This window comes from Alkalispirillum mobile (assembly GCF_003664325.1).
GTDB lineage: Bacteria > Pseudomonadota > Gammaproteobacteria > Nitrococcales > Halorhodospiraceae > Alkalilimnicola > Alkalilimnicola mobilis.
Window position 1 is genome coordinate 1667142 of sequence record NZ_RCDA01000001.1, and the last position, 25944, is coordinate 1693085.

General features: G+C 67.4%; 23 protein-coding genes. 13 read left to right on the forward strand and 10 right to left on the reverse strand.

Annotated elements, in window-relative coordinates:
• Positions 1-134: 134 nt before the first annotated feature.
• Positions 135-1256 (reverse strand): hypothetical protein, encoded by a 1122-nt coding sequence (locus DFR31_RS07895; RefSeq protein WP_245971101.1) that lies wholly within the window; start codon positions 1254-1256, stop codon positions 135-137.
• Positions 1246-2421, reverse strand: a complete 1176-nt coding sequence (locus DFR31_RS07900; RefSeq protein ID WP_245971134.1) for a sugar-transfer associated ATP-grasp domain-containing protein — start codon at positions 2419-2421, stop codon at positions 1246-1248. Before DFR31_RS07900 ends, DFR31_RS07895 begins: the two co-directional genes overlap by 11 nt.
• 143 nt (positions 2422-2564) lie before the next feature.
• On the opposite strand from DFR31_RS07900, the gene DFR31_RS07905 reads away from it, so the two are divergent.
• Together DFR31_RS07905 and DFR31_RS07910 are read left to right on the forward strand one after the other, a co-directional pair.
• The gene (locus DFR31_RS07905; RefSeq protein WP_121442044.1) at positions 2565-3137 is read left to right on the forward strand and encodes a GNAT family N-acetyltransferase; all 573 of its coding nucleotides are present in this window, start codon (positions 2565-2567) and stop codon (positions 3135-3137) included.
• On the forward strand, positions 3134-4225 hold the full coding sequence (locus tag DFR31_RS07910) for an ATP-grasp domain-containing protein (protein ID WP_121442045.1): 1092 nt from the start codon (positions 3134-3136) through the stop codon (positions 4223-4225). Before DFR31_RS07905 ends, DFR31_RS07910 begins: the two co-directional genes overlap by 4 nt.
• A 50-nt stretch (positions 4226-4275) precedes the next feature.
• Here the strand turns inward: DFR31_RS07910 and DFR31_RS07915 are convergent, their stop codons facing one another.
• Both DFR31_RS07915 and DFR31_RS07920 read right to left on the reverse strand, forming a co-directional pair.
• The gene (locus tag DFR31_RS07915) at positions 4276-5199 is read right to left on the reverse strand and encodes a GNAT family N-acetyltransferase (RefSeq protein WP_121442046.1); all 924 of its coding nucleotides are present in this window, start codon (positions 5197-5199) and stop codon (positions 4276-4278) included.
• Complete coding sequence (locus DFR31_RS07920; RefSeq protein ID WP_121442047.1) at positions 5196-6191, reverse strand: polysaccharide deacetylase family protein; 996 nt, start codon at positions 6189-6191, stop codon at positions 5196-5198. The genes DFR31_RS07915 and DFR31_RS07920 overlap by 4 nt, the downstream gene beginning before the upstream one ends.
• A gap of 85 nt (positions 6192-6276) precedes the next feature.
• Between DFR31_RS07920 and DFR31_RS07925 the strand changes: the two genes are divergently transcribed.
• Entirely contained in the window at positions 6277-6777 is a 501-nt protein-coding gene (locus DFR31_RS07925) for an inorganic diphosphatase (RefSeq protein ID WP_121442048.1), read from the forward strand.
• Between the two features lie 13 nt (positions 6778-6790).
• Here DFR31_RS07925 and DFR31_RS07930 read toward each other — a convergent pair whose 3' ends face one another.
• Together DFR31_RS07930 and wecB are read right to left on the reverse strand one after the other, a co-directional pair.
• Complete coding sequence (locus tag DFR31_RS07930; RefSeq protein ID WP_121442049.1) at positions 6791-7741, reverse strand: polysaccharide deacetylase family protein; 951 nt, start codon at positions 7739-7741, stop codon at positions 6791-6793.
• A gap of 12 nt (positions 7742-7753) precedes the next feature.
• Positions 7754-8905, reverse strand: a complete 1152-nt coding sequence (gene wecB, locus DFR31_RS07935; protein WP_121442050.1) for a non-hydrolyzing UDP-N-acetylglucosamine 2-epimerase — start codon at positions 8903-8905, stop codon at positions 7754-7756.
• Positions 8906-9046: 141 nt separating this feature from the next.
• On the opposite strand from wecB, the gene DFR31_RS07940 reads away from it, so the two are divergent.
• A complete protein-coding gene (locus DFR31_RS07940; RefSeq protein WP_121442051.1) occupies positions 9047-10336 on the forward strand; it encodes a nucleotide sugar dehydrogenase in 1290 nt (429 codons plus the stop codon).
• Between the two features lie 15 nt (positions 10337-10351).
• On the opposite strand, the gene DFR31_RS07945 is transcribed toward DFR31_RS07940, so the two are convergent.
• Entirely contained in the window at positions 10352-11686 is a 1335-nt protein-coding gene (locus DFR31_RS07945) for a right-handed parallel beta-helix repeat-containing protein (protein WP_170153643.1), read from the reverse strand.
• 367 nt (positions 11687-12053) lie between these two features.
• Here DFR31_RS07945 and DFR31_RS07950 point away from each other — a divergent pair, with 367 nt between their 5' ends.
• The 7 genes from DFR31_RS07950 (at position 12054) to DFR31_RS07980 (ending at position 20848) form a co-directional block, all read left to right on the forward strand.
• Positions 12054-15395, forward strand: coding sequence for a VanZ family protein (locus DFR31_RS07950; RefSeq protein WP_121442052.1), 3342 nt, complete (start codon positions 12054-12056; stop codon positions 15393-15395).
• Entirely contained in the window at positions 15392-16126 is a 735-nt protein-coding gene (locus DFR31_RS07955; RefSeq protein ID WP_121442053.1) for a class I SAM-dependent methyltransferase, read from the forward strand. Before DFR31_RS07950 ends, DFR31_RS07955 begins: the two co-directional genes overlap by 4 nt.
• A 329-nt stretch (positions 16127-16455) precedes the next feature.
• Complete coding sequence (locus DFR31_RS07960) at positions 16456-17097, forward strand: hypothetical protein (protein WP_121442054.1); 642 nt, start codon at positions 16456-16458, stop codon at positions 17095-17097.
• 13 nt (positions 17098-17110) lie between these two features.
• The gene (locus DFR31_RS07965; protein ID WP_121442055.1) at positions 17111-17380 is read left to right on the forward strand and encodes a hypothetical protein; all 270 of its coding nucleotides are present in this window, start codon (positions 17111-17113) and stop codon (positions 17378-17380) included.
• A complete protein-coding gene (locus DFR31_RS07970) occupies positions 17380-18285 on the forward strand; it encodes an HprK-related kinase A (protein ID WP_121442056.1) in 906 nt (301 codons plus the stop codon). Before DFR31_RS07965 ends, DFR31_RS07970 begins: the two co-directional genes overlap by 1 nt.
• The gene (locus DFR31_RS07975; protein ID WP_121442057.1) at positions 18269-19399 is read left to right on the forward strand and encodes a nucleotidyltransferase domain-containing protein; all 1131 of its coding nucleotides are present in this window, start codon (positions 18269-18271) and stop codon (positions 19397-19399) included. The genes DFR31_RS07970 and DFR31_RS07975 overlap by 17 nt, the downstream gene beginning before the upstream one ends.
• A gap of 15 nt (positions 19400-19414) precedes the next feature.
• Entirely contained in the window at positions 19415-20848 is a 1434-nt protein-coding gene (locus DFR31_RS07980; protein ID WP_121442058.1) for a mannose-1-phosphate guanylyltransferase/mannose-6-phosphate isomerase, read from the forward strand.
• 27 nt (positions 20849-20875) lie between these two features.
• Here the strand turns inward: DFR31_RS07980 and DFR31_RS07985 are convergent, their stop codons facing one another.
• Positions 20876-21631 carry a S1 family peptidase gene (locus DFR31_RS07985; protein ID WP_425452531.1) on the reverse strand — a complete coding sequence of 252 codons (756 nt, stop codon included), beginning with the start codon at positions 21629-21631 and terminating at the stop codon, positions 20876-20878.
• A gap of 158 nt (positions 21632-21789) precedes the next feature.
• Positions 21790-22866, reverse strand: coding sequence for a magnesium/cobalt transporter CorA (gene corA / locus DFR31_RS07990; protein ID WP_121442059.1), 1077 nt, complete (start codon positions 22864-22866; stop codon positions 21790-21792).
• 104 nt (positions 22867-22970) lie between these two features.
• On the opposite strand from corA, the gene DFR31_RS07995 reads away from it, so the two are divergent.
• The gene (locus DFR31_RS07995) at positions 22971-24668 is read left to right on the forward strand and encodes a L,D-transpeptidase family protein (protein ID WP_121442060.1); all 1698 of its coding nucleotides are present in this window, start codon (positions 22971-22973) and stop codon (positions 24666-24668) included.
• Here the strand turns inward: DFR31_RS07995 and DFR31_RS08000 are convergent, their stop codons facing one another.
• On the reverse strand, positions 24669-25418 hold the full coding sequence (locus DFR31_RS08000) for a HesA/MoeB/ThiF family protein (RefSeq protein WP_121442061.1): 750 nt from the start codon (positions 25416-25418) through the stop codon (positions 24669-24671).
• A gap of 38 nt (positions 25419-25456) precedes the next feature.
• Here DFR31_RS08000 and DFR31_RS08005 point away from each other — a divergent pair, with 38 nt between their 5' ends.
• A complete protein-coding gene (locus tag DFR31_RS08005) occupies positions 25457-25921 on the forward strand; it encodes a SirB2 family protein (RefSeq protein WP_211328244.1) in 465 nt (154 codons plus the stop codon).
• The last annotated feature ends 23 nt before the right edge of the window (positions 25922-25944 follow it).

The following is a 25944-nucleotide window of genomic DNA, read 5'->3' on the forward strand; positions in this document are numbered from 1 at the left end:
CATTACGCTCCGTGAAATGGGGACCCAAACCCGGTCGTGCTGGCCTACTGGGGCGAGGACTTAGACTACGACCCCTCCATGTCAAAAGTAGCACCTGCATACGAGTTGACAGGCAATCGGTAGAGTCAGCGATATTAGGCCAACGCCGAGAGGAGGTTCACGGCTGCCTGCCGGGCAGAACGGCGAGAGGTGAAGGCCTGGCGCACATCATCCTGCAATGGTGACAACCTCTCCACACACGCCGCTAGATTCGAGAAATCCTCTTCCAGCACCTGACCGATGCCCTCGCGGCGAACGACTTCCGACACTACGCCACCGGGCATACAGAGCACCGGCATCCGGACCTGCACGGCATGGAATATGGCGTGTGACATCGATAGGTCCTGATAACCCCGAAGCAAGGCGTCGCATCGGTTGGCAGCCCAGTGCCAATCGACCGGCAAGTAGCCACGGCTCATATGGACGCGGCCCTCTCGCTCATGCCGTGCCAGCGCCTGGGCCAGTGCACGTCCATTACGTCCTTCCAACGGCGATACCACCAGTGCGACCAAAGGCACGCCTGAGCGGTAAGCAATATCAAGCAACTCGGATAACCGCCAGAAATGGCTGTACTTATCCTCTGGGGTCCCTACCACCAAAACACAACAGGGACGTCTACCGAGTCGGTCCGCCTGGGCCGCCAGCCAGGCCTCCGCCCCTTTATGGAATTTGTTCAGCCTCGGCCCCACTCGCTCCGGGCGTAGCGATTCAGCCACCGGCTCCCCGAGGGGCAGCGTATGGATTGGCCCCTTAATACGATGGATACTTGCCGCATGGGGGCGCAGCACCTCTTCGGTGACAAAGAAAACGGAAGCCGTCCTGCGAACGCTTAGCCGACGCAACCGGACGAGCAACGGGCGCTGATTGCAGGTCTCGCGGTCGATGTTGTGAATGACCCAAAAAACTGGCACGCCCAACAGCCGGGCGGTGGCTAAGGTCACCATCTCGCCCACCAAGACCAATGTGGTCGCCCACCCGCTACCGCGGTCATTGAGATAACGAACCACCAAGGCATCAACCTGCCGCCCCCGCCACCGGTGGCGCAGGATGTGCAAAAACCCCAACCAGGGGCGCCACATGGCAAGTGCCTGGTGGTGCGGAGAGTAGGATTCAAGGGCCCGCTTCCAGCCCTCGAACTTCACGTCCGGCTTCGGGAACAGGAGAACCCGATTCCGACGTCTTCTTGCGCCCCTGGCCTGACCGTGTTCACTTTCCATGGGGCGGCTCGGCTGGCAGCGGTGAAGCCGGTCCCCGCAGGCGTTCCTGCTCCTGCTGCAGGGCGGATCTTATTCTGTGTACTCCCTCACCGAACCCGGCATGCTGAAAGCGCTCGTTGGCCTCGATCAGAAAGGCACCTTTCGGGGTGAGCGCCACATCCCACCCGATGGTCCGCACCGGCAGGAAGCACAACGCGGCCCGAGACACCAGGGCGCGGACCTCCTCCCACCACGGTAACTGAAAGCCTTTGATGGGCATATCAGTCCCCGGATGGTGATCGACCCACCGATAGCCGACTCCGTTCGCGTTAAATGCCCAAGCCTGTGACAGAACTCCGCTCCGCAGGTCGGGGCGGGCGGTGACATTGGCGGTGAAAAGGCCCGTACGGCAATCGCTGATATTGTCCGTCAGGCTGTTACCAACGATGCCGCGAAAGTAGGCGTCGAGGATCTCGGGTTTTCCCTTTGGGGTGACCCAGCTGAAGACCCGAACCGTGGAGAGGGCGGGTGTCCCCGTCAGGGCCACAATCCGTTGATGTGCCATCAGCCGCTCCTCCAGGATCTGCTCCTCGTGGCTGTTGGCAAACTCGCAAAGCGCCCGAACCAACTGCTCGACTGGCCGGTCAGCGCAAGCCTCATGTTCCACGCCGAGCAGGCGGATATCGCGCCCTTGCCGGCCATGCCTTGGCTTGGCCACAAATGAGCCAGGAAGGTGCTGACTCACGAAGGCCTGCCAATGTTGTCTGGTGACTAAGGGATGCCCCAAGGCATCGCGTGAGCCACACCGGGAAAGTACAGCCAACAACCGGGGCACCGGCAGGCCGTGGCTACTGCAGTACTGGTGAAATAAAAGCTTATCCCGGCACATAGCAGCAGCCGGCGTGTTCACAGCGTGTTGTAAGCCGTGCAGGCGTTCCTCGCTGATATGATCGCCGGCGCTGTGAATGCGCTCTTTGGGGTCCAGCAGGCCACGGCTCAAGGCCTCATTCGGTAGAAACCGGTCCGCGGCATACCAGCGGAGGGCGCGCCACGCGATCACCCACACAGGGACGCCGTAGGCCTGTGCGGCGTCATGGAACCGCCTCCAAACCTCACGACGTAGGAAATGTCGGCAGATGTGGCCTGCCCGGTAGGGTACGGAGGCCACGCTTAGTAACGGAGACATCAGGGTCATGCCCTATCCATTCACGCCATTCCCGCTTTTCCATAAAGGTAGCAGGTCCCAGCTATAGGGCAGCGCATGCATGCACTCGCCACCATCCCGTATATGCTTTCTAGGGTCGGCGGTGAAAGTGATTTCGGGATGCCTTGACTGTGAGCGCACGGAGCCCCAGAGAACTGTTGAAACGCGTCCTCCATACGGCCTTGGGGGACTACCATTACTGGAAGGTGTTTTACATCGACCTGCCCCAGCCCCCTGTGGACCTGCCTGCGGAGGTCAGCATTCGCCCCATTAAACCGGAGGAGTTGGAAGACGTGCCAGACCAGGGCATGCGCGAGCGCAAGGTCTTCGGGGGCAATGGTGCCCAGGGATTCGGGCTATTCGTTGATGGGGAGCTGGCGGCGGTGCAGTGGTATTGGTGGGGTGAGCGCTACCAAGCGGAGCGCAAGGGTCGCAGCTGGGTTCTACCGCCCGACGCGGCTAAGTCGCTGGGCCTCTATACCCGACCCGAATTTCGGGGCCGAGGCTATGCCCCCTTGCTCAAACGGCACACCGCGCACCTGATGGCACAACAGGGCTTCACCCGCCTTTACAGCCGCATCTGGCATAGCCACAAAAGCTCCATTCAGGTCAGCCGCAAGACCGGCTGGCGGGTCGCCGGCTCATACATTGAGATTTGCCCCTTTTCCCGGCGCATCAAGCTTCGTTTGCCCTTATGACGGACGATAATTGCCCGAAAAGGGTGGCACTACTCTCCTGTGGCCCACCCATCGCTTTAAAGGTGCTCTATTGCCTGCATCGGCTGGGCGCCCGAACAGACCTAGTCGACCTGCGCCGCCCGAGCATGGCCCGCTACTCCCGTTACCGCAGCGGCCACCGCGGCTTGCATCTAGATGACACCTCTCCAGACGGCCTTGCCCGATTCGGGGAAGCCCTCCAGGCCTATTGCCAGCAACGCGGCATTGAGGCCGTGGTTGGGGGCGACATTCTCGCCGCCGGCATCATTCACGCGGTCTCGGGCCAGCTGACCAACACCCTCGCATTCCCCGCCAGTCCTCTATCGACCCTGGGCATGCTGGACGATAAATGGCGGTTTCAGACCTTCATGGTGAAGCATGACATCCCCTGTCCTCGTGCCATTTGTCTCGAATCCACAGAGGACGTGGATAATATCGAGACGCAAGGGTTGCGCTTCCCGCTGGTCATCAAACCTCTTTATGGCGAGTCCAGCCACGGCATCGTCCGGGTTGCCGAACCCGGCGCGATCCATCACCACCTGGCCAGTGGTGGGCGCCACGCTCGGTTCCCGTTGCTGGCGCAAGAATACGCCCCTGGGTTCGATGCGGACCTGAGCGTGCTAGCGAAGGACGGCGAAGTCCTCTGCCACGTGTTGCAATCACGGCGCAGTGACTGCTCGCTGGCCTTTTTCGAGGACGAGAGCGTGCTGGAGATCGGCCGTCAGATCGTTCGCGCCGCAAATTACACCGGCGTGGCCAATATCGACGTGCGGATCGATGAGCACACGGGCGAGGTGCGCGTGCTGGAGTGCAACCCGCGCTTTTGGTACACCCTGCAGGCCTCCCTGTGGGCGGGACTGAATTTCGTGGAGGCCGGCTTCGCCGTTGCCCGGGGCGAGCCGGTGAACCACCCGGCACCAACCACTGGGGCCTACCACCTGCATAGCTGCCTGCTGAAGCGGCTGCTTTGGCGCCCCGGGCAGTGGCGCCACATCGCCCCCTACAACCTGCGCGGGTTGCTGCAGGCCGCCACCGATCCGCTCCCCTTCATCATGCAGCGGTTTGGCTGACAGCTGACACACCCGTTGTTTGCTTCATACGCGTCCCCCGACTGGAGGTGTTACTGCCGCCTGATCAAACGCTTGATGCGCTGTTTTACGCCCAGCCGCTCCAGTACACCCGCCGCCAGCCCAGAGACCCCATCCAGAGCGGCGTGCGACAGGCCCAAGGCCAAAGGACGCGGCCGACGACGAATGAAGTAGAGATCAGCACAGTACTTGTGTGCCGAGCCAAAGTGCGCCTTATGCGAACTATCCCCAGCACAGAAGTCGAATACCTGGAATCTGCCCTCCGCAAATAGCGACTCCAGCACCAACCACTGCAGCACCGTACCCGGGGACAGGTGGGCAACGTCGGGCCGATACCCGAGAAAGCTGTAAAACAGCACCCCATCGCGGGCGGGGCAATACAGATAGGCCACCGGCTCATCATCAAGGAATAGGAGATAGGCCCGCAGTCGGTCCTGTTCAGCCCGCTGGCGACTCAAGTCCAGAAACGCCTCACTATTCGGCAGACCAGCATCAAGCAGGCGTTCCTGGTAGGTCTGCCGGGACACCTCCCGTGCCAGGCGATGGAAGGTATCGATCTCTTCCGCTGAACGGTAACAGCGCCATTCCAGCTCACCACCAGAGACCTTGGCGAATTTACGCACCTTACGACGCAGGGTTTGCCGCGTCTTGCCGGAGAACTGCTGCTGGTAGGCCTCCCAGCCCATGGTCAGGTCGATGTAGTGGCGCAGGTACTGCTTGGGCACATAGCGCAGATAGCCGTCGGTCAACGCCAGGCGGGGCAGGGGGGTATCCACCGGGCAGGAGCGGACCAGATGGCCATCGCCGTCGACCTGGTCCGGCGGGGGGATGCGCGGTGCATGGTTTTGCAGAAAGTGGGTCTTATCCACGGACATGCGCAGGTTAGCCCCGCCCAGGGTAAGCTCGCCCAACCGCATCGGCAGATAGACCCTCTCCAGTGCCACGGTTGCTGTCATCGCCGCAAGATCCGCTGATTGGTCCAATTGGAGAACATGCGGGCCAGGGCATGCACGGGCGGCACGCTGAGTGGCCTTTCCGGGCCGGGATGGGCCTGGGTCGACACCTCGCCGGTACAGGCGGGCTCCAACCCTGGTTCTGCTTGGATGAATCGGCAGAGGCGTTCCAGCCGCTGACGATTGACCCGGTCGATGTAGAGCTCCTGGTACCCGGAATCCTGGATTTTCACGAACTCAAACGGGTGGGTGAGCACCACCACGTCACTCAGCTCCTGATCTCGAGCCTGTGTCAGCAACTGGCGCATCTCCGACCACGAGCTACCGGTGATGGTGAGGGTTTTGTAGTGGGTGCGCCCACGCCAGCGAAAATCGCTGTAGGTGGTCACCGGAAACTCCAGCACGCCGTCGATATCGTGGCAGCCTGCCAGTAGCTGCAGCTCCGGCTCCGCCGGCCGGTAGACTGCCAACCCGATGTTGGAGGCCAGCCGCAGGCCCGTCCGGCGCATGGCCTGGTAGACGTTGATGCCCACCTTCAGCCCTCCGGTCCGTAGTACCGTCGGCGCTGGTAGGCCCCAGCGGCGGAAGGTCTCCCGGCCCCGCTCGATGAGCGCTACCACCTCATCCACGCTGCGCCGGGTGATGTCATCGCTGGGCGGGTCGTGCGCCATCCGCCCCACCCAGTCCTCGTGCTCGAAATAGGTCCAGCAGGGGTGTAGGTGCAGCTGGACATCGTGACCGCGCCCGGCGATCTCGCGGGCGATGGCGCCCATGGGCTCATCACCGAAGTAGCAGGTATTCAGGGTTTCGACGTAGAAGGTCCCGCGTATGCCGTATGACTCCAGGGTATCGAGCAGGTAGCCCAGCCCCTCGGAGCGCTCGCCGATGCAACAGTACACGGATGGCGGCCCGATGGGGCGGCGTGTGGCGGGGTCATAGAACGCCCCGGCGATGTTGAACTCGGTATCGACCGTGATATGTACCCGGGTGGGCATGCAATACTCCTCAAGAAACGGGCACCTCCGACACATGCAGAGTAGCCCATCAGGCCATGGACATCGCGGCAACGGAACAGGGCTTATGCGCGCCACCACCCCAAGTCTCGTCACCGACCAACCACCCCCACAGGTGCGGGTGCGTATCGAGGTGCCCCGCTGGAGCTTCCTCAAGCGGGGCAGTAACGGCGAGATCGATTTCGTCTCACCTTTACCCTGCCCCTTCAATTACGGCAGCGTGCCGGACTACGTGGGGCTCGAGGGCGACCTGCTGGACGCGGTGGTGCTCGGCCCCCGCTTACCCTTAGGCAGCGAACTCACGGTCTACGCCTACGCCGCCATTGTGCTGACCGACCGCGGTATGACCGATGACAAGCTGATCTGTGCCTCTCAGTGCCCAGGACAGGCAGAGCTGCGCCAGGTGCATCGGTTTTTCCGCTTCTACGCCCGCTGCAAGGCGCTGCTGAACCTCTACCGCGGCCGGCCGGGTCGCAATGCCTGCGATGGCTGGGACAGCGCAGCCGCGGCGATTGCGCGTGCCCGGCCCCGGGGCCCCGATTGGCACTTCCCCTCCGTCCCGTTCTGAGCCTGCCAGCGCACTAGGGCCGTCCGGCCAGGTTACGCGCAAGCCGCAGCCCAAACCGGGTCGGGGTGTCGTCCCACGGCGTGAAGCGGGGCAGCTGATAGGGGTCCGCCGAGGGGTCGGCAGCCCCGACCGCCGTCGATACCGCCGCCTCGTAGCCGCATTCGCGCACCATGGCCACGTGCTCCGCCGCATAGTCCTTACCGGGTCGGCCGTTGGGATAGGCGAACAGACGGACCGGGCGACCCAGCAGCTTTTCCAGTGCCTCGCGGCCACCCCCGATTTCCCGCCGCGCCTCATCTGGCGCCTGCCGGGCCAGGATAGGGTGGCTGACCGTGTGTCCACCGATCTCCATGCCGGCGTCCGCCAGTTGCCGGACCTGGTCATCCCGCATCATCAGATCCTCCGGCAGCTGAATGCCCAGCCGCGCTGGCAGCGCCTCCACCTCGCGGTTGCGCGCCGCCGGCTCCCGGTACTTGAACTGCCCGATCAGCGCCTTGCACAGAGCCACACGGTCGCTGTCGGTGGCAACGGCCCGCCGCCCCAGCCCCTCCGGCGTCAGGTCCACCTCCCCTGCCGGCAGTCGGCGCACGGTCTCGATCAGGGTGTCGTTGAACATCCGGCCACCGTTCAGGTAACCGACGGCAATAAAGAAGGTCGCCGGGACCCCCACCGACTGCAGGATGGGCAGCGCCACCTCGGCGTTGTCCGCGTAACCGTCATCGAAGGTCACGCAGGCGGCCCGCGGCGGCAGGGTGCCTTCGCGTAGGCGTTGCACGGCCTCGGGCAGGGGCAGGGGGTTGAAGTGCCGGGCGAGCAGTTCCATCTGCCAGCGAAAGCGGGCCGCGTCCGGGTCACCGGAGAGCAGGGGGTCCGGCTCCGGCAGCACCCGGTGGTAAATCAGAATCGACAGCCGCCCTCGGCGGCCGCCGGGCGACAACAGGGTAAGCAACGAGCGCAGCAGCATGACCGGGCCGATTCAACCGGCAGTGGCCGGACGGCGCTGGTCCAGCCAGCCCGCCAGCACGTCGACAATACGCTCGGCCGCACGTCCGTCCCAGTGCTCCGGCACCCGGCCCCGGCGATCATCCCCGGCCAGCACGGCGTTGAAGGCCGCGACAATCCGCTCCGGGTCATTGCCCACCAGCACGTTGGTGCCCTCGTCCAGGGTGATGGGCCGCTCCGTGTTGTCGCGCAGGGTGATGCAGGGCACCCCCAGGGCGGTGGTTTCCTCCTGCATGCCGCCGGAGTCGGTAAGCACCAGGCGGGCGTCACGCATCAGCCCCAGCATCTCCAGGTAGCCCGCCGGCGGCAGCACGGCAATGCGCCCGGACTGCAACCGTTTCCACAGGCCAAACCCCTCTAGCCGGGCCCGCGTCCGCGGGTGCACCGGGAAGACCAGGGGCAGGTCCCGAGAGAGACTCACCAGGGTATCCACCAGCCGCCCCAGCACCCCCTCGTCGTCCACGTTGGAGGGTCGGTGCAGGGTCAGGGCACCATACCCGCCGGCCGCCTCGAAGGGCGCCAGGTCCACCCCGGCCGCCCGCAGGCTCTCCCGCCAAGGCACGGCGCGTTCGCGGTTGTGCAGCAGGGTGTCGATCATGACATTGCCGACGAAGTGCACCCGGCCGGTATCCACCCCCTCGCGGGCCAGGTTGGCCTCGGCGTGGCGCTCGGTGGTGAACAGCAGATCGGAGATCTGGTCGGTAAGCACCCGGTTGATCTCCTCGGGCATGCCCCGGTCGTAGCTACGCAGCCCGGCCTCCACATGGATCACGCCCACCCCCTTTTTCGACGCCACCAGGGCGCAGGCGATGGTGGAGTTGACGTCGCCGACCACCAGCACCGCCCGCGGCTGCAGGTCGTCCACCACCGGCTCGAAGCGGCGCATGACCTCTGCAGTCTGCACCGCGTGGCTACCGGACCCCACCTCCAGGTTGATGTCCGGCCGCGGGATGCCCAGATCGGCGAAAAACCGGTCGTTCATGTCCGAATCGTAGTGCTGACCGGTGTGGACCAGGCGCGCACGGAGCCCCCGCGCCGACAACGCGCGCATGATGGGGGCGATCTTCATGAAGTTGGGGCGGGCGCCCACGATGCACAGGATGTCGCACGGGTGTTGCTCTGACATAGATGGCCTCAAGTTCCTCGTCTTCCTGACACGAACAGGGAAGGTATAGCCTAGAATCCCCGTAACGGGTCCGGATGATCCGCGGTTTCCTGATGCCATCCGGACATTTGCCGCCTGAATCGGGCAACTGAAGGGACACACATGACAGCACTACCCACACTGGATTCCGCCCGCGTCGCGGTGATCGGCCTGGGCTACGTCGGCCTGCCGCTGGCGGTGGAGTTTGGCAAGGCCTGGCCCACCCTCGGCTTTGATATCGACCCGCGGCGGGTGCGCGAGCTGCGCGACGGCCACGACCGCACCCGCGAGGTGGAGCCCGAGGAGCTGGCCGCCGCCGACAGGCTCGGTTACACCGACGACCTCCAGGCCCTGCGCGACTGCAACGTCTTCGTCGTCACGGTGCCCACCCCCATCGACGCCCACCGTCGCCCCGACATGCGGCCGCTGATCTCCGCCAGCCGCACGGTGGGCCAGGTGCTCAAGCCCGGCGATGTGGTGATCTACGAGTCCACGGTCTACCCCGGCGCCACCGAAGAGGACTGCGTGCCCTTGCTGGAGGCAGAGTCCGGCCTGGTCCACAACCGGGACTTCTTCACCGGCTACAGCCCGGAGCGTATCAACCCGGGCGACAAGGCTCACCGGGTCACTTCCATCGTCAAGGTCACCTCCGGCTCCACTTCCGAGGCGGCGGACTTTGTCGACGCCCTTTACGCCCGCATCATCACCGCCGGCACCCACCGCGCCGAGAGCATCCGCGTGGCCGAGGCGGCCAAGGTGATCGAAAACACCCAGCGGGACGTGAACATCGCACTGATCAACGAGCTGGCGCTGCTCTTCGAGAAGCTGGGCCTGGACACCGAGGCGGTACTGCAGGCCGCCGGCACCAAGTGGAACTTCCTGCCCTTCCGCCCGGGGCTGGTGGGCGGCCACTGCATCGGCGTGGACCCCTACTACCTGACCCACAAGGCCCAGGCGGTAGGCCACCACCCGGAGATGATCCTGGCCGGGCGCAGGGTCAACGACGGCATGGGCGCGCACATCGCCGACGCCACGGTGCGGGCGATGGTGCGCAAGGGCATCAACCCGGTGGGGGCCCGGGTGCTGCTGATGGGGCTGACGTTCAAGGAGAACTGCCCGGACCTGCGCAACACCCGGGTGACCGATATCCACGCCACGCTGGCCGACTACAACACCGAAGTCACCGTCTACGACCCCTGGGTGGACCCGGCGGAGGCGGAGGAGGAGTACGGCATCACCCCCCTCACCCGGCCACCGGCGGCGGGCAGCTGCGACGCCATCATCGTCGCCGTGCCCCACCGGGAATTCATCGAGATGGGCATCGAGGCGGTGCGCGCCCTGGGCAAGCCCCACGCGGTGGTCTATGACGTCAAGTCGGTGTTCCCGCGTGGCACCACCGACCTGCGCCTGTAGCGGCCGGGCAACCGGTCAATGGCAGGGCGCGCAGTCCGGTAGCGCCGGCCCGATGCCCTGCCGGCGCCCGGGGTTGAAGGGCTGGTCCGTGCCGTAGGCGCCCCAGCGATCGGTGGTCCGCTCCCGGGCGTTGAAGTCCAGCGACACGTCCGGCAGGCCGCTGGCCGCCGGCTGGGTGGCCTCGTCACGGCCGAGCGCCCCATCCCGGGGGTACAAATCGAGCTCGTGCAGCGCCGCCAGCGGCGCTACCAGATACTCGCCTGCACGCTCCAGGGACTCGGTGTAGTTTTCGTCTGCCGAAGCCAGCCCGTCCGGCAGGCGCAACGGCCGGTCCGCGAATACGGCGTTGCCCGCCACCTGCTGGGTATGGTCGCCGTGGGGCCGGTCCAGCCGGATACCGAACCCGCCCGCCACCACGGTGTTATTCAGGATCAGCACCTCCCGAGGCAAATCGTTGTGGGGCATGAAGATCAGCCCGTCCCCCTGGCGGTTCACGAACAGGTTGTTATACAGCGCCACGTGCCCCTCGCCCTGGAACAGCCGCTCATGGGGATTCTCGTAGAAGAGATTGCCGTAGACCCGGTAGCGGTCCTCGCTGCCCGGCCCCTCCAGCGGCCAGTGCCCCAGCAGCAGGTTGGGGCGGGCGCGGCCCCCGCTGCTGCCCCCCTCCGATTTGTCGAACACGTTGTAGCGGATCACCGTCTCCTTGGGATCCACGGGCATGCCGGGCAGGGTGTCGCGGGGGTTCTGGTGCTTGATCTGCATGTTGTAGCCCCGGGTGCGGGCCACGTGGTTGTGTTCGATCAGCCCGTTGATGAAGGGCGCACTGCCGTCAGACTGCCCCAGGTAGAGCCCCGTGCCCACGTCGCGGATGTCGTTGTGCCGGATCACCCAGTTCCAGGCCGGCACCCGGTTGGTAATGCCGGTATTGCCCTGGCCGCGGTCGTAGTTGCGGATACGCAGATGCTCGAGGGTGATGTCGTGGGCGTAATTGCCGTGGGCCTCGGCCACCACGCCGGCGATGGGGTGGCGTTGGCCATCCAGGGTCAGGTGGCGCACCACGATGTGGGCGCTGTCCAGCAGACTGACGGTATTCGCCCCCGGGCGGCCCAGCAGCACGGCCGGGTCCCCCTCGGCCGGCCCGGAGACGACGATGGGCGCCTCGGCCGTGCCCTGGAGGCGGCGCAGGGACAGCGGGCGGGGGTACTCGCCCGGCGCCAGCTGCAGCCAGTCCCCGGGCTGCAACCGGGCAACCGCCTCGCGGTAGTCCTCGGGCCCGGCCTGGATGACCCGGCGGGGCTCGGGCAGGCCGGAATCCGGGTCGGGGTGCTCACCCGCTGCCACCGCCATGGGCAGCGCCGCCAGCGCCAGCAGCAGACCGAGGCCGCAGACCTGCCACGCCCAATCCGCCGCCCGCTGGCCGCCGGCTGCCACCCATCGCCCGAAAACCTTCATCTCAAATCCACCCCCCGGAGATCCGCATTACCGTGCCAGCGCGCCAGCCCCCGAGGAGCCGACTACAATGGCTGCCAGGGTCCTGTGCGCCCTGTCCCGAAAGACTAGGGCAGGGCCTGGCCATTTGCGCGGGGTCGCCTGATACCCCACACCGCCCACAGCAACAGGATAGCCGCAGGAAAGGACGGAACCCCGATCATGCCCGGAAGCGCCCCCAGCCATCCGACCGGCCCCATCAAGGCCGACAACACCGCGAGCGCCCATGGCCCCGCGTGAGCCGTGGCAGTACAGCACCTGCGTCATCTGGGCCTGGCTGTCGTTGGCCGGCGCCGTCTACCTGACCCTGCTGCCCTTCCAGTTCGGTGACGTCACCCTGCAGCAGGCCTGGGAGACCTACCGCAACATGAGCCTGACCGGCCCCGGAGCATCGGGCCGGGCCCAGTTCATGGCCAACCTCTTCATGTTCATGCCGCTGGGGTTCTTCTGGGCCGCCTGGCTTTCCTACGGGCAGCGCGGGCTGGGGGTGGCCCTGCGCGCCTTCCTGGCCGTGGCCACCCTCGGCCTGCTGACCACCGCCACGGTGGAGTTCCTGCAGGTCTGGCTGCCCTTCCGCCACCCGGCGGGCGCCGATATCGCCGGCAACTTCACCGGCGCGGTGGCCGGTGCACTCGCCTGGTTCGCCCTGCGCGAGCCGCTGGGCCGCTGGGCGCGGGCGCTGTCCCGTCCGGGGCCGCAGGCCTTGCAGATCGCGCTGGCGATTTACGCCGCGGCCTACGTGGCCGCCGGGCTGGTCCCCTTCGACCTGGTGCTCTCCGCGGACGAACTGGCCCGTCGACTGCAGTCGGCCTCTGCCTGGGGGCTCTGGACCACGCCGGATGCCTGCACCGCCGGGCTTCGCTGTTACGCCTGGCTGACCCTCGAGGTGGCGGCCGCCATCCCGGTGGGCCTGCTGTTGGGGTACTGGCTGATGGGCCGGGGCATCGCTCCGTTGCTCGCCGGCATACCGCTGGCCGTCGCGTTGGGTGCCGCGCTGGAACTGCTCAACCTGTTGACCCTCAGCGGCATCACCGAGGGGCGCTCGGTACTGCTGCGCGCCCTGGGCATCACCCTGGGGCTCATCCTCTGCCGGCACGGGCCGGCACGGCCCGATGCGCTACTGGACCCGCTGGGGCGGCGCGCCCTGCTCATTGTGGCCCTCGCCACGCCCCTGTACCTGCTGCTCCTGCTGGGGCTGAACCACGGCCTGGGGCCCTACCACGCCGACTTCGCCCGCGCCTGGGCGCAGTTTGGCGAGCTGCGCCTGATCCCGTTCTATTACCACTACCACGTACCCGAGATCGTTGCCCTGCGCAGCACGGCGCTGCACCTGGCCATGTATCTGCCGGTGGGGGTGCTGGCCTGGCTCTGGCAGCTGCGGCACCCCCTGGGCCAGCGCCAGTTCTACACGCTGGCCGTCACCGCCGGTGTACTCACCGCCCTGGCCATGGAGACGGGCAAGCTGTTCGTGGAAAACGCCCGGCCCGACCCGGCCAGCCTGGTACTGGGCGGACTGGCTGCCTGGGGCGCGGCCGCCACGCTGGCCTGGCTGACCGCCACCAGCGGTGCCATCCGGCAGCGGCCGGAGGCGGACGGCGCGCCGGAACCCCCGGCCGCACCCCGCTTCGCCCTGACCGGGGAAAGCCCCTGGCACCAGGCGACGGCAGGGCTGTTGCTGCTGTTCACGCTGGCACTGGCCATCAGCTGGCCGGTGGCCGCCTGGGCCCTGACCCCGGCCCTGATCGGATACGCCGGGCTGCTGCTCTGGCGGCCGCAATTCGGCCTGCTGATCATCCCGGCGCTCATCCCCACGCTGGACCTGGGCCTGTACACCGGCCGGCTGTACCTCTCGGAGCTCGACCTTTTCCTGGCGGCCACCCTCGCCGTGGTGCTCTGGCGCTGGCCCCGGCGCCCTGGCCGCAGCCTGCTCGCCACCGCCATCCGCTGGCCGCTCTACCTGCTGCTGGCCTCCACCCTGATCAGTCTGGCCCTCACCCTGGTGCCACCAGGCCGGATCGACCTGGGACAGCTCTACCACTACGGCCACCAGTGGAACGGGCTGCGGGTGGCCAAGGGGCTGTTCGGTGCCCTGTTGCTGCTGGGGCTCATGCGCATCACCCCGCTGCCGCGGCGCGAGCAGTTGGAGCACTGGTGCCTGCCCGGCGTGGCGCTCGGGCTGCTCGGTGCGTTGCTCATCATCCTGCGCGAGCGCATCACCTATCCCGGGCTACTGGACCTGGACAGCCGCTACCGGATTACCGGCTTTTTTACCGACATGCACGTGGGCGGCCCCAGCGTGGAGACCTACCTGGTCCTGGCACTGGGGGCAGTGCTGGCCTGGGGGGCGCGCAAGCGCTTTGGGGCAGCGCTCACTCTGCTGGCCACCCTGGGCACCGGTTACGCCATAGCGGTCACCTATTCCCGGGGTGGTTACCTGGGGCTGGTGGTGGTCCTGCTGCTGTTCCTGGCCCTGGCATTGGTAGCCGCGCTGCGGCGCCGCCCACCGGCAGGTGAGGGTGACCACCCCGCCCCGGCCCCGGGGCGCGGTCACCTGGTGGCGGCGGCGCTGGCCCCCGTGCTGGCGGTGGCCGCGGTGGCCATCCCGTTCGCGGACAGTTTTGGCGAACGGCGCCTGGGCCAGGTGGGGCAGGATATGGAGCAACGCATCAGCCACTGGCAGGGCGGCTTGGCGCTGCCCGGTGGTACGGCATTCTCTCCGATGGTCGGCCGGGGGCTGGGCAGCTTCCCCGAGGCCTACCGTATTGGCAATCCGCAGGGCGTGCTACCGGCCAACTTCGGCTTCACCCGCAATGACGGGGAGTCCCTCCTGAGGCTCGGCCAGGGCGCCTCCCTGTTCCTGAATCAGCGGGTCTCGCCGCCCACCGGCACCCCGTTGCAGCTGCGCGCACGCGTACGCAGCGCCGCGCCGGCCGGTCTCGGCATCTACCTCTGCGAAAAGCCGGTGCGCCACTCCTTCGAGTGCCGCAACACCACCCTGCAACTGCCCGAGGGCTCCGGGTGGGTCACCCTCGGCTGGTCGACCACCACCGAGGGCATGGCGGATCAGGCGTGGCCCTTCCAGCGCGGGCTGGTACTGTCGCTGAGCAACCGGGGCCGCGACGGCGCCATTATCGACGTGGCCCAGCTGTCGCTCACCGATCCAGAGGGTCGCGAATACCTGCGCAACGGCGACTTCGCCCGCATGGGCCAGCACTGGTACATGAGTACCGACAACCTGGACACCTGGCGGCTGGAGAACCAGTGGCTGGAGGTCTACTTCGATCAGGGGGCGCTGGGGGTGATCGCCTTCGTTTGGCTGACCCTCGCCGGCATGGTGCTGCTGGTGCGGCGCGGCCTGCGGGGCGACGTGACGGCCATGGGCATCGCCGCCGCACTGGCCGGGGCGTTGACCGTGGGGCTGTTCAGCACCATCTTCTTCTCGGAGCGGATCACGTTGCTTTTCTATCTGCTCCTTCTGCTCGGGGTTGCCGGAACCGCGCGCGGGTCTAAGCTTGGTCCGGCGGGGGCAACAGCCATGCACCCACCAGGTGACAGGGAGAGGGTTTGACGGACAAGGGTTTTGAAGCGCGTTGGCGCGAGCGCTTCACCGCGCGCGGCGCACAGCTGGATGACGACGCCGGGATTGCCGGCTGGACGCCCACCGGGCTGAACAGTCGTGTCCGCCAGTTCCAGCGCCTGTGGCAGCAGACACCGGGCCAGGCCGGGCGCTGGCTGGATATCGGCTGTGGCGCCGGCACCTACACCCGCATGCTGCACCAGCAGGGCTATGCCGTGGCCGGGCTGGATTACTCCGCACCGTCGCTGCACAAGGCCCAGGCGCGCAGCCCGCAAGGCATTCCCTGGCTGGCAGCGGACATCCACCACCTGCCACTGGCCGACAACACCGCCGACGGCATCCTCTGTTTCGGGGTCATGCAGGCGCTGGCCGACCCGGCCCCGGCACTGGCGGAGCTGCGCCGGGTGCTGAAGCCCGGCGGCGAGCTCTGGGTCGATGCCCTCAACGCCCGCTGCCTGCCCACGGCCCTGCGGGAACAGCGTCGGCGGCGGGCCGGGCGCCCCCCGCACCTGCGCTACGATGACCCGCAGGCCCTGCGCGCCCTGGCGCAAGCCTCCGGGTTGCAAACGGTCGCGCTGCACTGGCTGCCACTGGCCCCCGGGCGACTGTCGGCGCTGCAACCCCTGCTGGAGGCCGGTATCAGCCGGGCCGCACTCTCGGCGCTGGCACCCTTGGGAGGAGGCCTGAGCCACTCTTTCATCCTGCGCACCCGGGCGATCTGAGTACTGGATGTAAATATTACCAACAGCCCCGCGCCCGGTGCGGGTCCTTCCATGTCAGGCTGCGCCCGGGCCAGAACCTTCTATACTCCGGCTGTGGCCGCTGACAGCGGCGGATGGGCGGATCGGGAACGGCGCAAGAACGCCAGTCACGTCGGTTTTTTTTACAGACCGATTGGCGACGGCCACACGCTCATTCGAGTGCCGCGCGCATTATTACGCAGAAACAGCAGGTTGGGAACGGGAAAAGAAGGCGGATCGAATTTTGCATGTAATCATGCAACGATGCCCCAGCGACAACCAGCAGGGCGGTCTTTCTCAGGGTGACCCACATGGCGCACAAGAACGTGGACAAACCGGAAACCGATAACTCAACGAAGCGACCGCGCGGCGTCAGCCGTCGGCGTTTCGGCCAGACTGCACTGGCCAGCGCACCCGTGGTGCTGATGGCGATGCACAGTCGCCCGCTCAAGGCCTCGGTCGCGGCCAACTGCACGCCATCCGGCTGGGTCTCCGGCAACACCTCGCCCCACCACGAGAAGGAGCCGTGCGGGGGGCGCACCCCGGGCTACTGGGCGGGCGGCAACCCGCATCACCCGCAGGGCTGGGTGGACAACAAGGACACGCTGGTCAACTCCAGTTACGGGTTCCCCGGCATCACCTATTTCGATGGCAGCGGCCCGGATGGCGAGGCGACCATGCTGGACGCCGTCAGTGGCCCCGGGCAGTACCCGCTGGGCATCAATTCCACCGACGAGCGGCAGGTCCTGCGCTTCGGCACTGCCGCACTGTTGAATGCCAAGTACTCGGAGGTCACGGACGGTTATCCCCTCTCCGAGGCCCAGGTGCGCGAGATGGTCATCGCCGTGCTCACCACCGGTTTCTACGAGAGCGGTACCGGTGAAACGCTGAACATGGAACAGATGCACCGCTTCCTGAAAAACACCATGGAGGCACCCACCTGGGGGCCTTAACCTGGGGTAGCTGATGCAGGACGCTGTCAGGCTACAGGACTGGGCACTCGCCCCGGAGACCGAGTACCGCTTCTGCGACGACCTGGTGCTGGCCTTCCATGCCGGCACCGGTGATACCCTCGTGCTGGCGGGAGCCGGGGCAGAGCTGCTAACGCTTCTGGACCGGCCGTCGGCTGATCACCCCGACACCCCCGAACCGGCCCTGCCGGCGCCTGCCGATTGCCAGGAAGCCCTGGAGGCCCTCCGTGACGCCGGCCTGATCCAGCCGAGGGCGCAAGCCTGATGCAGGTTTCAGAGCTGGGCACCCGGGAACTGCGCCGGCGCCTCACCCACGCAGGGCTCTGCCTGCAAACCGGCCCCTTTCGCACCCGCATCCACAGCCGGATACCCGCCGTGGCCGACGGCATTGCCTTTCAGTACCGCGACTTCCCGGTGGTACCGGCCGACAGCTTTTGCGACTTCCGCTGCCACCTGCGGGCGCCGCGCACCCTGCGCCGCTTCCACCGCCCGCAGGTGCTGTTCCTGGCCGACGGCCGCAGCATCTTCAAGCCCCTGGCCTACCACCAAGCCTTTCCCATGCTGGAGTGGGGCATGAACTGGTGCGTGGCCAACCAGACGCCCGAACACCTGGTCTTCCACGCCGCCGCGCTGGCCCGTGGTGAGCGCGCGTTGATACTCCCCGCGCCGCCGGGTGCCGGGAAAAGCACCCTGTGTGCCGCCCTGGCCCAGCGGGGCTGGCGCCTGCTCACCGACGAGTCCACCCTGCTGGACCCGGCCAGCGGCAGCGTCTGCGGCCCGGCCCGGCCGGTGAGCCTTAAGAACGCCTCTATCGAGGTGCTGCGCCGCTTCGCGCCGGAGGCGGTCATAGGCCCCGCCTGCCACGACACCATCAAGGGCACGGTGGCGCACATGCGCCCGCCCGAGGGGAGCGCGTTGGCGGCCGGGCAACCGGCGCGCCCGGCCTGGCTGGTCTTTCCCCGCTACCAGCCGGGCGCGGAAACCCGTCTCACACCCCGTCACCCGGCGGAGGCCTTTATGGAAATGGCTTCACAGGCCTTCAACTACGCTAACCTTGGTCGTACTGCCTTTCACGCCACAGCGGACCTGATCGACCAGGTGGAGGCCTACGACTTTGTCTACAGCCGACTCGAGGAAGCCATCGACTGCTTCGATGCGCTGGCCGACTGACGGGACGCGGGACCTGACCCGCCTGCTGGCCGACCCCGAATCGGCGCACGCCCTCAGCCCGTTGCAGTGGGAAGGGGTGGTCACCGCCGGGCGGGAGACCACGCTGCTGGGCACCCTCTGGCACCGGTTGAACCAGGCGCAATGCCAAACGGCCGTGCCGCAAGCCGTGGCGTGGCACCTGCGCGGCGCACAGCGCGTCGCCGACCGCCAGGCCGAGGCCCTGCGCTGGGAGCTGCGCGAGCTGCAGGACGGCATGCTGCAGCGGATGGCAGCCCCCATCCTGCTCAAGGGGGCCGCCTACCTGCTGGCAGACCTGCCCAACGCCCGGGGCCGCTTCTGCAACGATATCGACCTGATGTTCCCGGAGGACCAGCTGGAGCGGGCGGAATCGCTGCTCTTCTTTGATGGCTGGCTGGGCAGCCATCACGATGAGTATGATCAGCGCTACTACCGCGAGTGGATGCACGAACTGCCCCCGCTGCAGCACCAGCGCCGAGGCACCACCCTCGACCTGCACCACAACATCCTGCCCCGCACCTTCCGCGTGACCGTGGACGCGGAACGGCTGTGGAGGCATTCGCAACCCCTGCCCGCCCCCTGGCGCTTCCGCGTGCTCTGCCCGGTGCACCGGGTGCTGCACTGTGTGGTTCACCTCTACTCGGAGACCGACTGGGACCGGGGGCTGCGCGATCTCTACGACATCCACGCGCTCATCGGGCACTGCACGGCCGAGGAGGGGGCCGGCTTCTGGGATGCGCTGATCAGCGAGGCGGAGACCCTGGGCCTGGGCTGGCTGCTGGCACCGGCCGTGCGCGACTGTCAGCAGCGCTTCCGCCTGCCAGTACCGGCCGAAGCCGACCGCCGCCTGCACCGCCACCAGGGCCTCGCGGCGCTCAGGCCACTGCGCCGGCGGGTGTTTCACTACGGGCTCAACACCCGGACCACCCGCACGCCCGCGCGCGACGCCCTGGCCCGGGGGCTATTATTCTTCAGGGGGCACTGGCTGAAGATGCCGCCCGGCCTGCTGGTTCGGCACCTGACGTACAAGGCCCTGCACGGGGACAAGGACGACCCGCCCACCCCGCAGGCCAACCAACCGGAACAACACGGATAAACACGACGGGACACCATGGCAGACATCGACGCAGCCGCCGCACCGCACCGCCACGCCATCATCCTCGCCGGTGGTTCCGGCACCCGGCTCTGGCCGCTCTCGCGCAGCAACATGCCCAAGCAGCTGCTGGCGCTGGACGGCGAGGAGTCGCTGCTCCAGCAGACCGCCCGCCGGCTGCTACCCCTGGTGCGCGCGGACCGGGTGACCACCGTGACCCACCAGGACCACCGCTTCGAGGTCATGGGTCAGTTGCACGCCGTGGCACCGGCGCTGGCCGACCACGTGCTGGCCGAACCGGTGGGCCGCAACACCCTGCCGGCCATCGCCTGGGCGGTGGCCGGCATCGCGCGGGACGACCCGCAGGCGGTGGTGGGGGTGTTCTCCTCGGACCACGTCATCAACCGGACCGAGGACTTCCACCGCGCCTGGCTGACCGCGGAACCGGCCGCCGAGGCGGGCCACCTGGTGCTGTTCGGCATCCGCCCCACCGAGCCGGCCACGGGTTACGGCTACATTCAGGCGGACCGGCCCCTGATGGACGGGGTGGAAGCGGTCAACCGCTTCGTGGAAAAACCGGACCGACCCACGGCCGAGCGCTTTCTGGAGGAGGGGGGTTATTACTGGAACGGCGGGATGTTCGTCTTCCGGGCCGACCGTTTCATGGCCCTGCTGGCCCGCCACCAGCCGGCCTTGGCCGACGCCGTTACCGCCATTGCAGAGGCCGGGACGCCCCCTTCCGGCGAGGCCTACGCCGAATTACCGAACACCTCCATCGACTACGGCCTGGTGGAACACGCCGACCGGGTGGCCGTGGTGCCCGCGGAGCTGGGCTGGAACGACCTGGGCAGCTGGGAGGCGCTCTACCAGCAGCGCGGCAAGGACGCCGACGGCAACGTCTGCCAGGGCACCGTGCTGACCGAGGACAGCCGGAACAACCTGCTCTGGGGCGATGACAACGGCAGCCTGCTGGCCGCCTACGGTGTCGAGGGGCTGGCGCTGGTGCAGACCCGGGACGCCACCCTGGTCTGCCCCCGCGAGCGCCTGGCCGAACTCAAGCAGATGGTGGCTCGGGTGCGCGAGGAGCACCGTGAGCTGACCGAAACCCACGTCACCGTGGCCAGGCCCTGGGGCAGCTACACCACGCTGGAAGAGGGCCACCGCTACAAGATCAAGCGCATCGTGGTAAAGCCGGGCGGGCAACTGTCGCTGCAGATGCACTACCACCGCTCCGAGCACTGGGTGGTCATCGCCGGCACGGCGCGGATCGTCAACGGCGACGAGGTGGTCTACCTGGAGGAAAACCAGTCCACCTACATCCCCAAGACGCGGGCGCACCGGCTGGAGAACCCCGGCCACATTCCGCTGCAGATCATCGAGATCCAGACCGGGCCCTACCTGCACGAGGACGACATCGTGCGGTTCGAGGACACTTACGGCCGTCCCTGCTGACCCGCGCCCGCGACCCGTGGCGGGCGGCTACTGCTGCTGGTCGAGTAGCTGCTGCAGCGCGCTGGCGGGCACCGCGTAGCTGATGCCGCTGGGGCTACCCACCGCTGCCTCGCGGCCGCCTTGGACAAACACCTGGTTGATGATACCCACTACCTCGCCGGTATCGATCCGGTAGAGCGGGCTACCACTGTTGCCGGGGTAGGCGGTACCGTCCAGTTGGAACACCATGGGGCGGTTTCGCCGCAACTGGGCGACTCGGCCGGCATCCAGTTGCCCGCTGTGGGCGGCCGGCAAAGCCATCGGGGTGCGGGCCGAAACCGACGCACGGTGGGTGGCCGGATACATCCCGAGGATCATGCCGATCGGAAACCCGGTCAGTGCCAGCTTCTCCCCGGTACGCACCGCATCCGAATCACCCAGGGTGAGGGCGGGAAGGGCTGCGCCTGAGATGCGCAGCAGGGCCAGATCATGGCTGTCACTGTCCGCGACTTTCTCCGCATGGCGCATGTCCAGATCCCGCCCGGTCCCCGCCACCACCACCAGCCGCTCGCGTGCCTCCGTATCCAGGCGGTCGGGCAACACGTGCAGGTTGGTGGCCACCAGCCGCCCGTCACCAACAACAAACCCGGTACCCAAGTGGTTCAGCCGTGGGCTGCGGGTGGACTGGTAGGTGGCGATACTCACGATGGCGGGCTCCACCCGCTCCACCGTGTCCGGCAGGCTGTCCGCCTGCGCCAGGCGGGGCGCGAACAGCAAGATCAACAGCACCATCACAACCACCACCAGCAGTACCCAGCGGACGACACCACGGGCGTTGCCGGGGTAGGCAGAGGTGGAGGAGGAGCAGGTCAGGTCGGCTTTCCGCATCAGCATTATGATCATCCCGGTTGGTCAGGCAGGTGGCCCATTCAGGCGCCAGGCCCGTGCCCTGCAAGCATGGCTCACAGACCGCGCCTGCGCATCCACCAGAACAGCAGGCCGATGGTCATCAGGATCACGCCCCAGGCGAACAGGTAGCCGAAGGGCCAGGCCAGCTCCGGCATGTTCCAGCGGCTGGCATCGGGATCGAAGTTCATGCCGTAAACCCCGACGATGAAAGTGGGCGGAATGAACAGCGTGGCCACGATGGTCAACATGCGCATGGACTCGCTAAGCCGGTGGTTTAGCCGGGTCAGCTGCACGTCCAGCAGGTGGGTGGCCATCTCCCGGTACGCCTCCAGCATCTCGATCATCTGCACCGCGTGGTCGTGGCAATCACGCAGATGGAGACGGGTGGTCTCGTGCACCAGAGCCGTCTCGTCCCGGCTGAGGTACGCGGTGGCCTCCCGTTGCGGCCATAAGGCGCGTCGCAGCTGCAGGGCGGCGGCCCGCAACCGGTGGAGCCGCGCGGAGGCCCGGCCATCCGCCTCGTCCAGCACCACATCCTCCACCGCCTCCAGCTCGTCGCCCAGGCGCTCCAGGGCCGGGAAGCCCTGGTCCACCACCAGGTCCACCAGGGCGTACAGCAGGTAATCGGCCCCCGCCCGGCGGAAACGCCCGACGACACCGCGCAACCGCTGTCTGACCGGCTCGAACGGGTCCTCGGCCCCCTCGGCGAAACTCACCACGTAATGGTCACCAAGAAAGAGGCTGACCTGCTCTATGGCGAGCCGCACCCCTTCACCTGAGTCATGCCAACAGGGGCTGGCCAGCACCACGAACAACTGCCCCCCATAGTCCTCCACCTTGGCGCGCTGCCCCCGGTTGAGCACGTCCTCCATAGCCAGATGGTGCAGACCAAAGGCGTTTCCGATCTCCTGTAGCAGCTCCGGGTGCGGCCGTCCCTGCACATGCACCCAGGTCACGGTCTGATCCTGATGCAACGCCGGGGTGCACTCCGCCACCGTGGCATCCGCCCGCTCGGCAAGGCGATCGGGGCTGTAGTCCATCAGGTGTACCGTGGCCGCACCGGAGTCATCACCCGCCAGGGTCCCCGGCGCGGTGCCGGGCGGGTGGTAACGCTTGTCGAAATAGGCCATGGATCCCCCCTGGCAGCACGTTGTCAAATGAGGATAGCAGCGCATCCCTCTGCTAGGCTCAGGATCAAGCGGTCGCCGCTTGTCCGCCGTCCCCGGAGGTCGCCATGACCGCAATCTGCCGCACCCTTGCCCTGCTGCTCCTCGCCCTGCCGCTGGCCGTCGCCGCCGTGGACGAGCCGGGGTTCGACGACCAGGTTGCCGAGCATCTGCGGGACCGCCTGGAGGCGGCCACCGCCGAGGCCCAGGGCAGCGAGGCGGACCCGGAGGCGAACCCCCTGCACCGGTTCTACGTGGAACGGGTCTACCGCCCCGCCTGGACCCGGGACGGGACGCCACGCTCCACCGCTGACCAACTGCTGGCCGTGGTCGAGGAGAGCCGCGACCACGGCCTGGACCCGGAAGCCTATGACCACGAGGCGCTCATCGAGCGGCTGGCGGACTGGTCCGACGAGGCGGGCGTCTCCGCCACGGCCGACCTGGAGTTGCGCCTCACCCGCACCTGGTTGCAACTGGCCGAGGATGCCCTCACCGGACAGCTCAACCCCGACGTCGTCGCCCCCGACTGGGAGCTGCAGCCGCCCCCCTCGGAGGATCTGGTGGCCGCCCTGCAGGCCGGTCTCGAGCAAAACGACGTGGCCGAGGCGTTGCGGGCCCTCTACCCGGAGGACACCCGCTACGAGCACATGCGGCGAGGACTGCGTGAGATGGAGGCCCTGGCCGAGGCGCACATCTACCCCCGCCTGGCCATCGGGCCGACCCTCCGTGCGGGCGATCGGGATGACCGGGTGCGGACACTGCGTGAACAGCTCTACCTGCTCGGCGATATCGGCGAGGCCCCCGCAACGGTCGCGGACGAGCTGTTCGACGAAGCCCTGGAGGCCGCCGTGCGCCGCTTTCAGCGCCGGCATGGGCTGCAGGAGGACGGCCTGGTGGGGCCACGCACGCTGGCCGCGCTCAATATCCATCCGTCACGGCGGGCCGAGCAGCTCCGGGTCAACATGGAGCGCGCGCGCTGGATGCCGCGCGATCTGGGCGAGCGCTACATTCTGGTGAATATCGCCGGATTCAGCATGACCGTCTACGACCAGGGCGAGGCCGTGATCAATCAGCGGGTGGTGGTGGGCCGGGACTACCGCCGGACGCCGGTGTTCACCGGGCGGATGACCTATCTGGTCCTCAACCCGGCCTGGGAGGTGCCCCACAGCCTGGCTACCCGCGATATCCTGCCCCAGATCCAGCGCGACCCGGACCACCTGGAGCGCATGGGCTTCCGCGTGCTGCAGGGCTGGGGCGAGGCGGAGCGGGTCATCGACCCCGAGACGGTGGACTGGGACAGCCTCTCCCGGCGCCACTTTCCCTACCGGCTGCGCCAGCTGCCCGGGCCGCAAAACGCCATGGGGCAGGTCAAGTTCATGTTCCCCAACCGCCACAACGTCTATCTGCACGACACGCCGGCGCGGGAGCTGTTCGACCAGCCCCGTCGGGCCTTCAGCTCCGGGTGCATCCGTATCGAGCGGCCGCTGGAGCTGGCCGCCTGGTTGTTGCGGGACCATCCCGACTGGTCGGCAGAGGCCATTGACCGGGCACTGGAACGGGGCCGGGGCGGGCGGGAGCGCACGGTCTCACTGCCGCGGAGCATCCCCGTCCACCTGCAGTACTGGACCGCCTGGGCCGACCAAGACGGCACCCTGCACTTTCGCGAGGACCTCTACGACCGCGACGCCGGCATCGCGGCAGCACTGGCCGCCGATACCCCTGATGAGGAGGAGGTGTGGCCGGAGCTGGGGCTGAGCCTGCGGTGATCAGCGGCCACCGCAGACCGGGCAGTCAGGGTCGGGGTGCACCCCCAGACCGCGCCACTCCAGGCCCATGGCATCGAAGGTGTAGAGCCGGCCACGCGTGGCCTCGTCCTTGTTCAGCAGCACCTTGACCGCCTCCACCGACTGCAGGCAGCCCATGGTGCCCGCGAGCGGGGCCAACACGCCGGTATCACTGCAGGTCTGCCGGGCCTCCTCGCCGGTGTCGGGGAAGATGCACTGGTAGCAGGGCGCGCGCTGGAGATCGAAGCGGAGGTTGGCGAGTTGGCCCTGCATGCGGATGACCGCCGCGGTGACCAGCGGCTTGCCGGCGGCCACGCAGGCCGCGTTCACCGCGTAGCGGGTGGCGAAGTTATCCGAGCCGTCCAGCACCAGGTCCACGCGCCCGACCCACTCGGCAAGCAGCGCGGGGTCCAGCCGCCGGTCCACGGTCTCCACCGCTACGCCGGGGTTGAGGCGCGCCACCGCGTCGCGGGCCGACTCCACCTTCATGCGACCCAGGTCCTGGGTGGAGTGGGCGATCTGGCGCTGGAGGTTGGACATCTCCACCCGGTCGAAGTCCGCCAGCACCAGCTGCCCGACCCCTGCCGCGGCCAGGTACAGGGTGACGGGGGACCCCAAGCCACCGACACCGACCACCAGCACACGGCTGGCCAACAAACGCTCCTGGCCCGCCAGGTCGATCTCCGGCAGCATGATCTGGCGGTTGTAGCGCAAGAGTTGTTCGTCGTTCATTCCGCTCTCCTCGGGGCCTCCGGGGCAGTCTGCCGCAGATGACCGACTTGCGCCACGGGTGGTCCCGGGGCAAGAATGACGAGCCCATTCAAAAGGAGGTCGATCGGATGTTGCCGCCAGAGCTTTACATGCCACTCAAGCATACCCACATGCTCATGGCCATCATCAGTATCACGCTGTTCGTCCTGCGTGGCCTGATGCTGCCCATCGCGCCGGGGGTGTTGGCCAACAAGGCCGTGCGCATCATCCCGCACATCTTTGACACGGTGTTGCTGCTCACCGCGCTGGGCCTGCTGGCGGTGCTCTCGCTCAACCCCTTTGCCCAGGGCTGGGTGATGGCCAAGATCATCGGCCTGGTGGTCTATATCGTGCTGGGCACCATCGCGCTGAAGCGCGGCCGCACCGCGATGAGCAAGGGCTTGGCCTTTTTCGCGGCCGTGCTGACCTTCGCCTACATTTACGCCGTGGCCCTGACCCGCACGCCGCTGCCCTTCGTAAGCTGAACCCGGCCGACACGGGCCCCGTC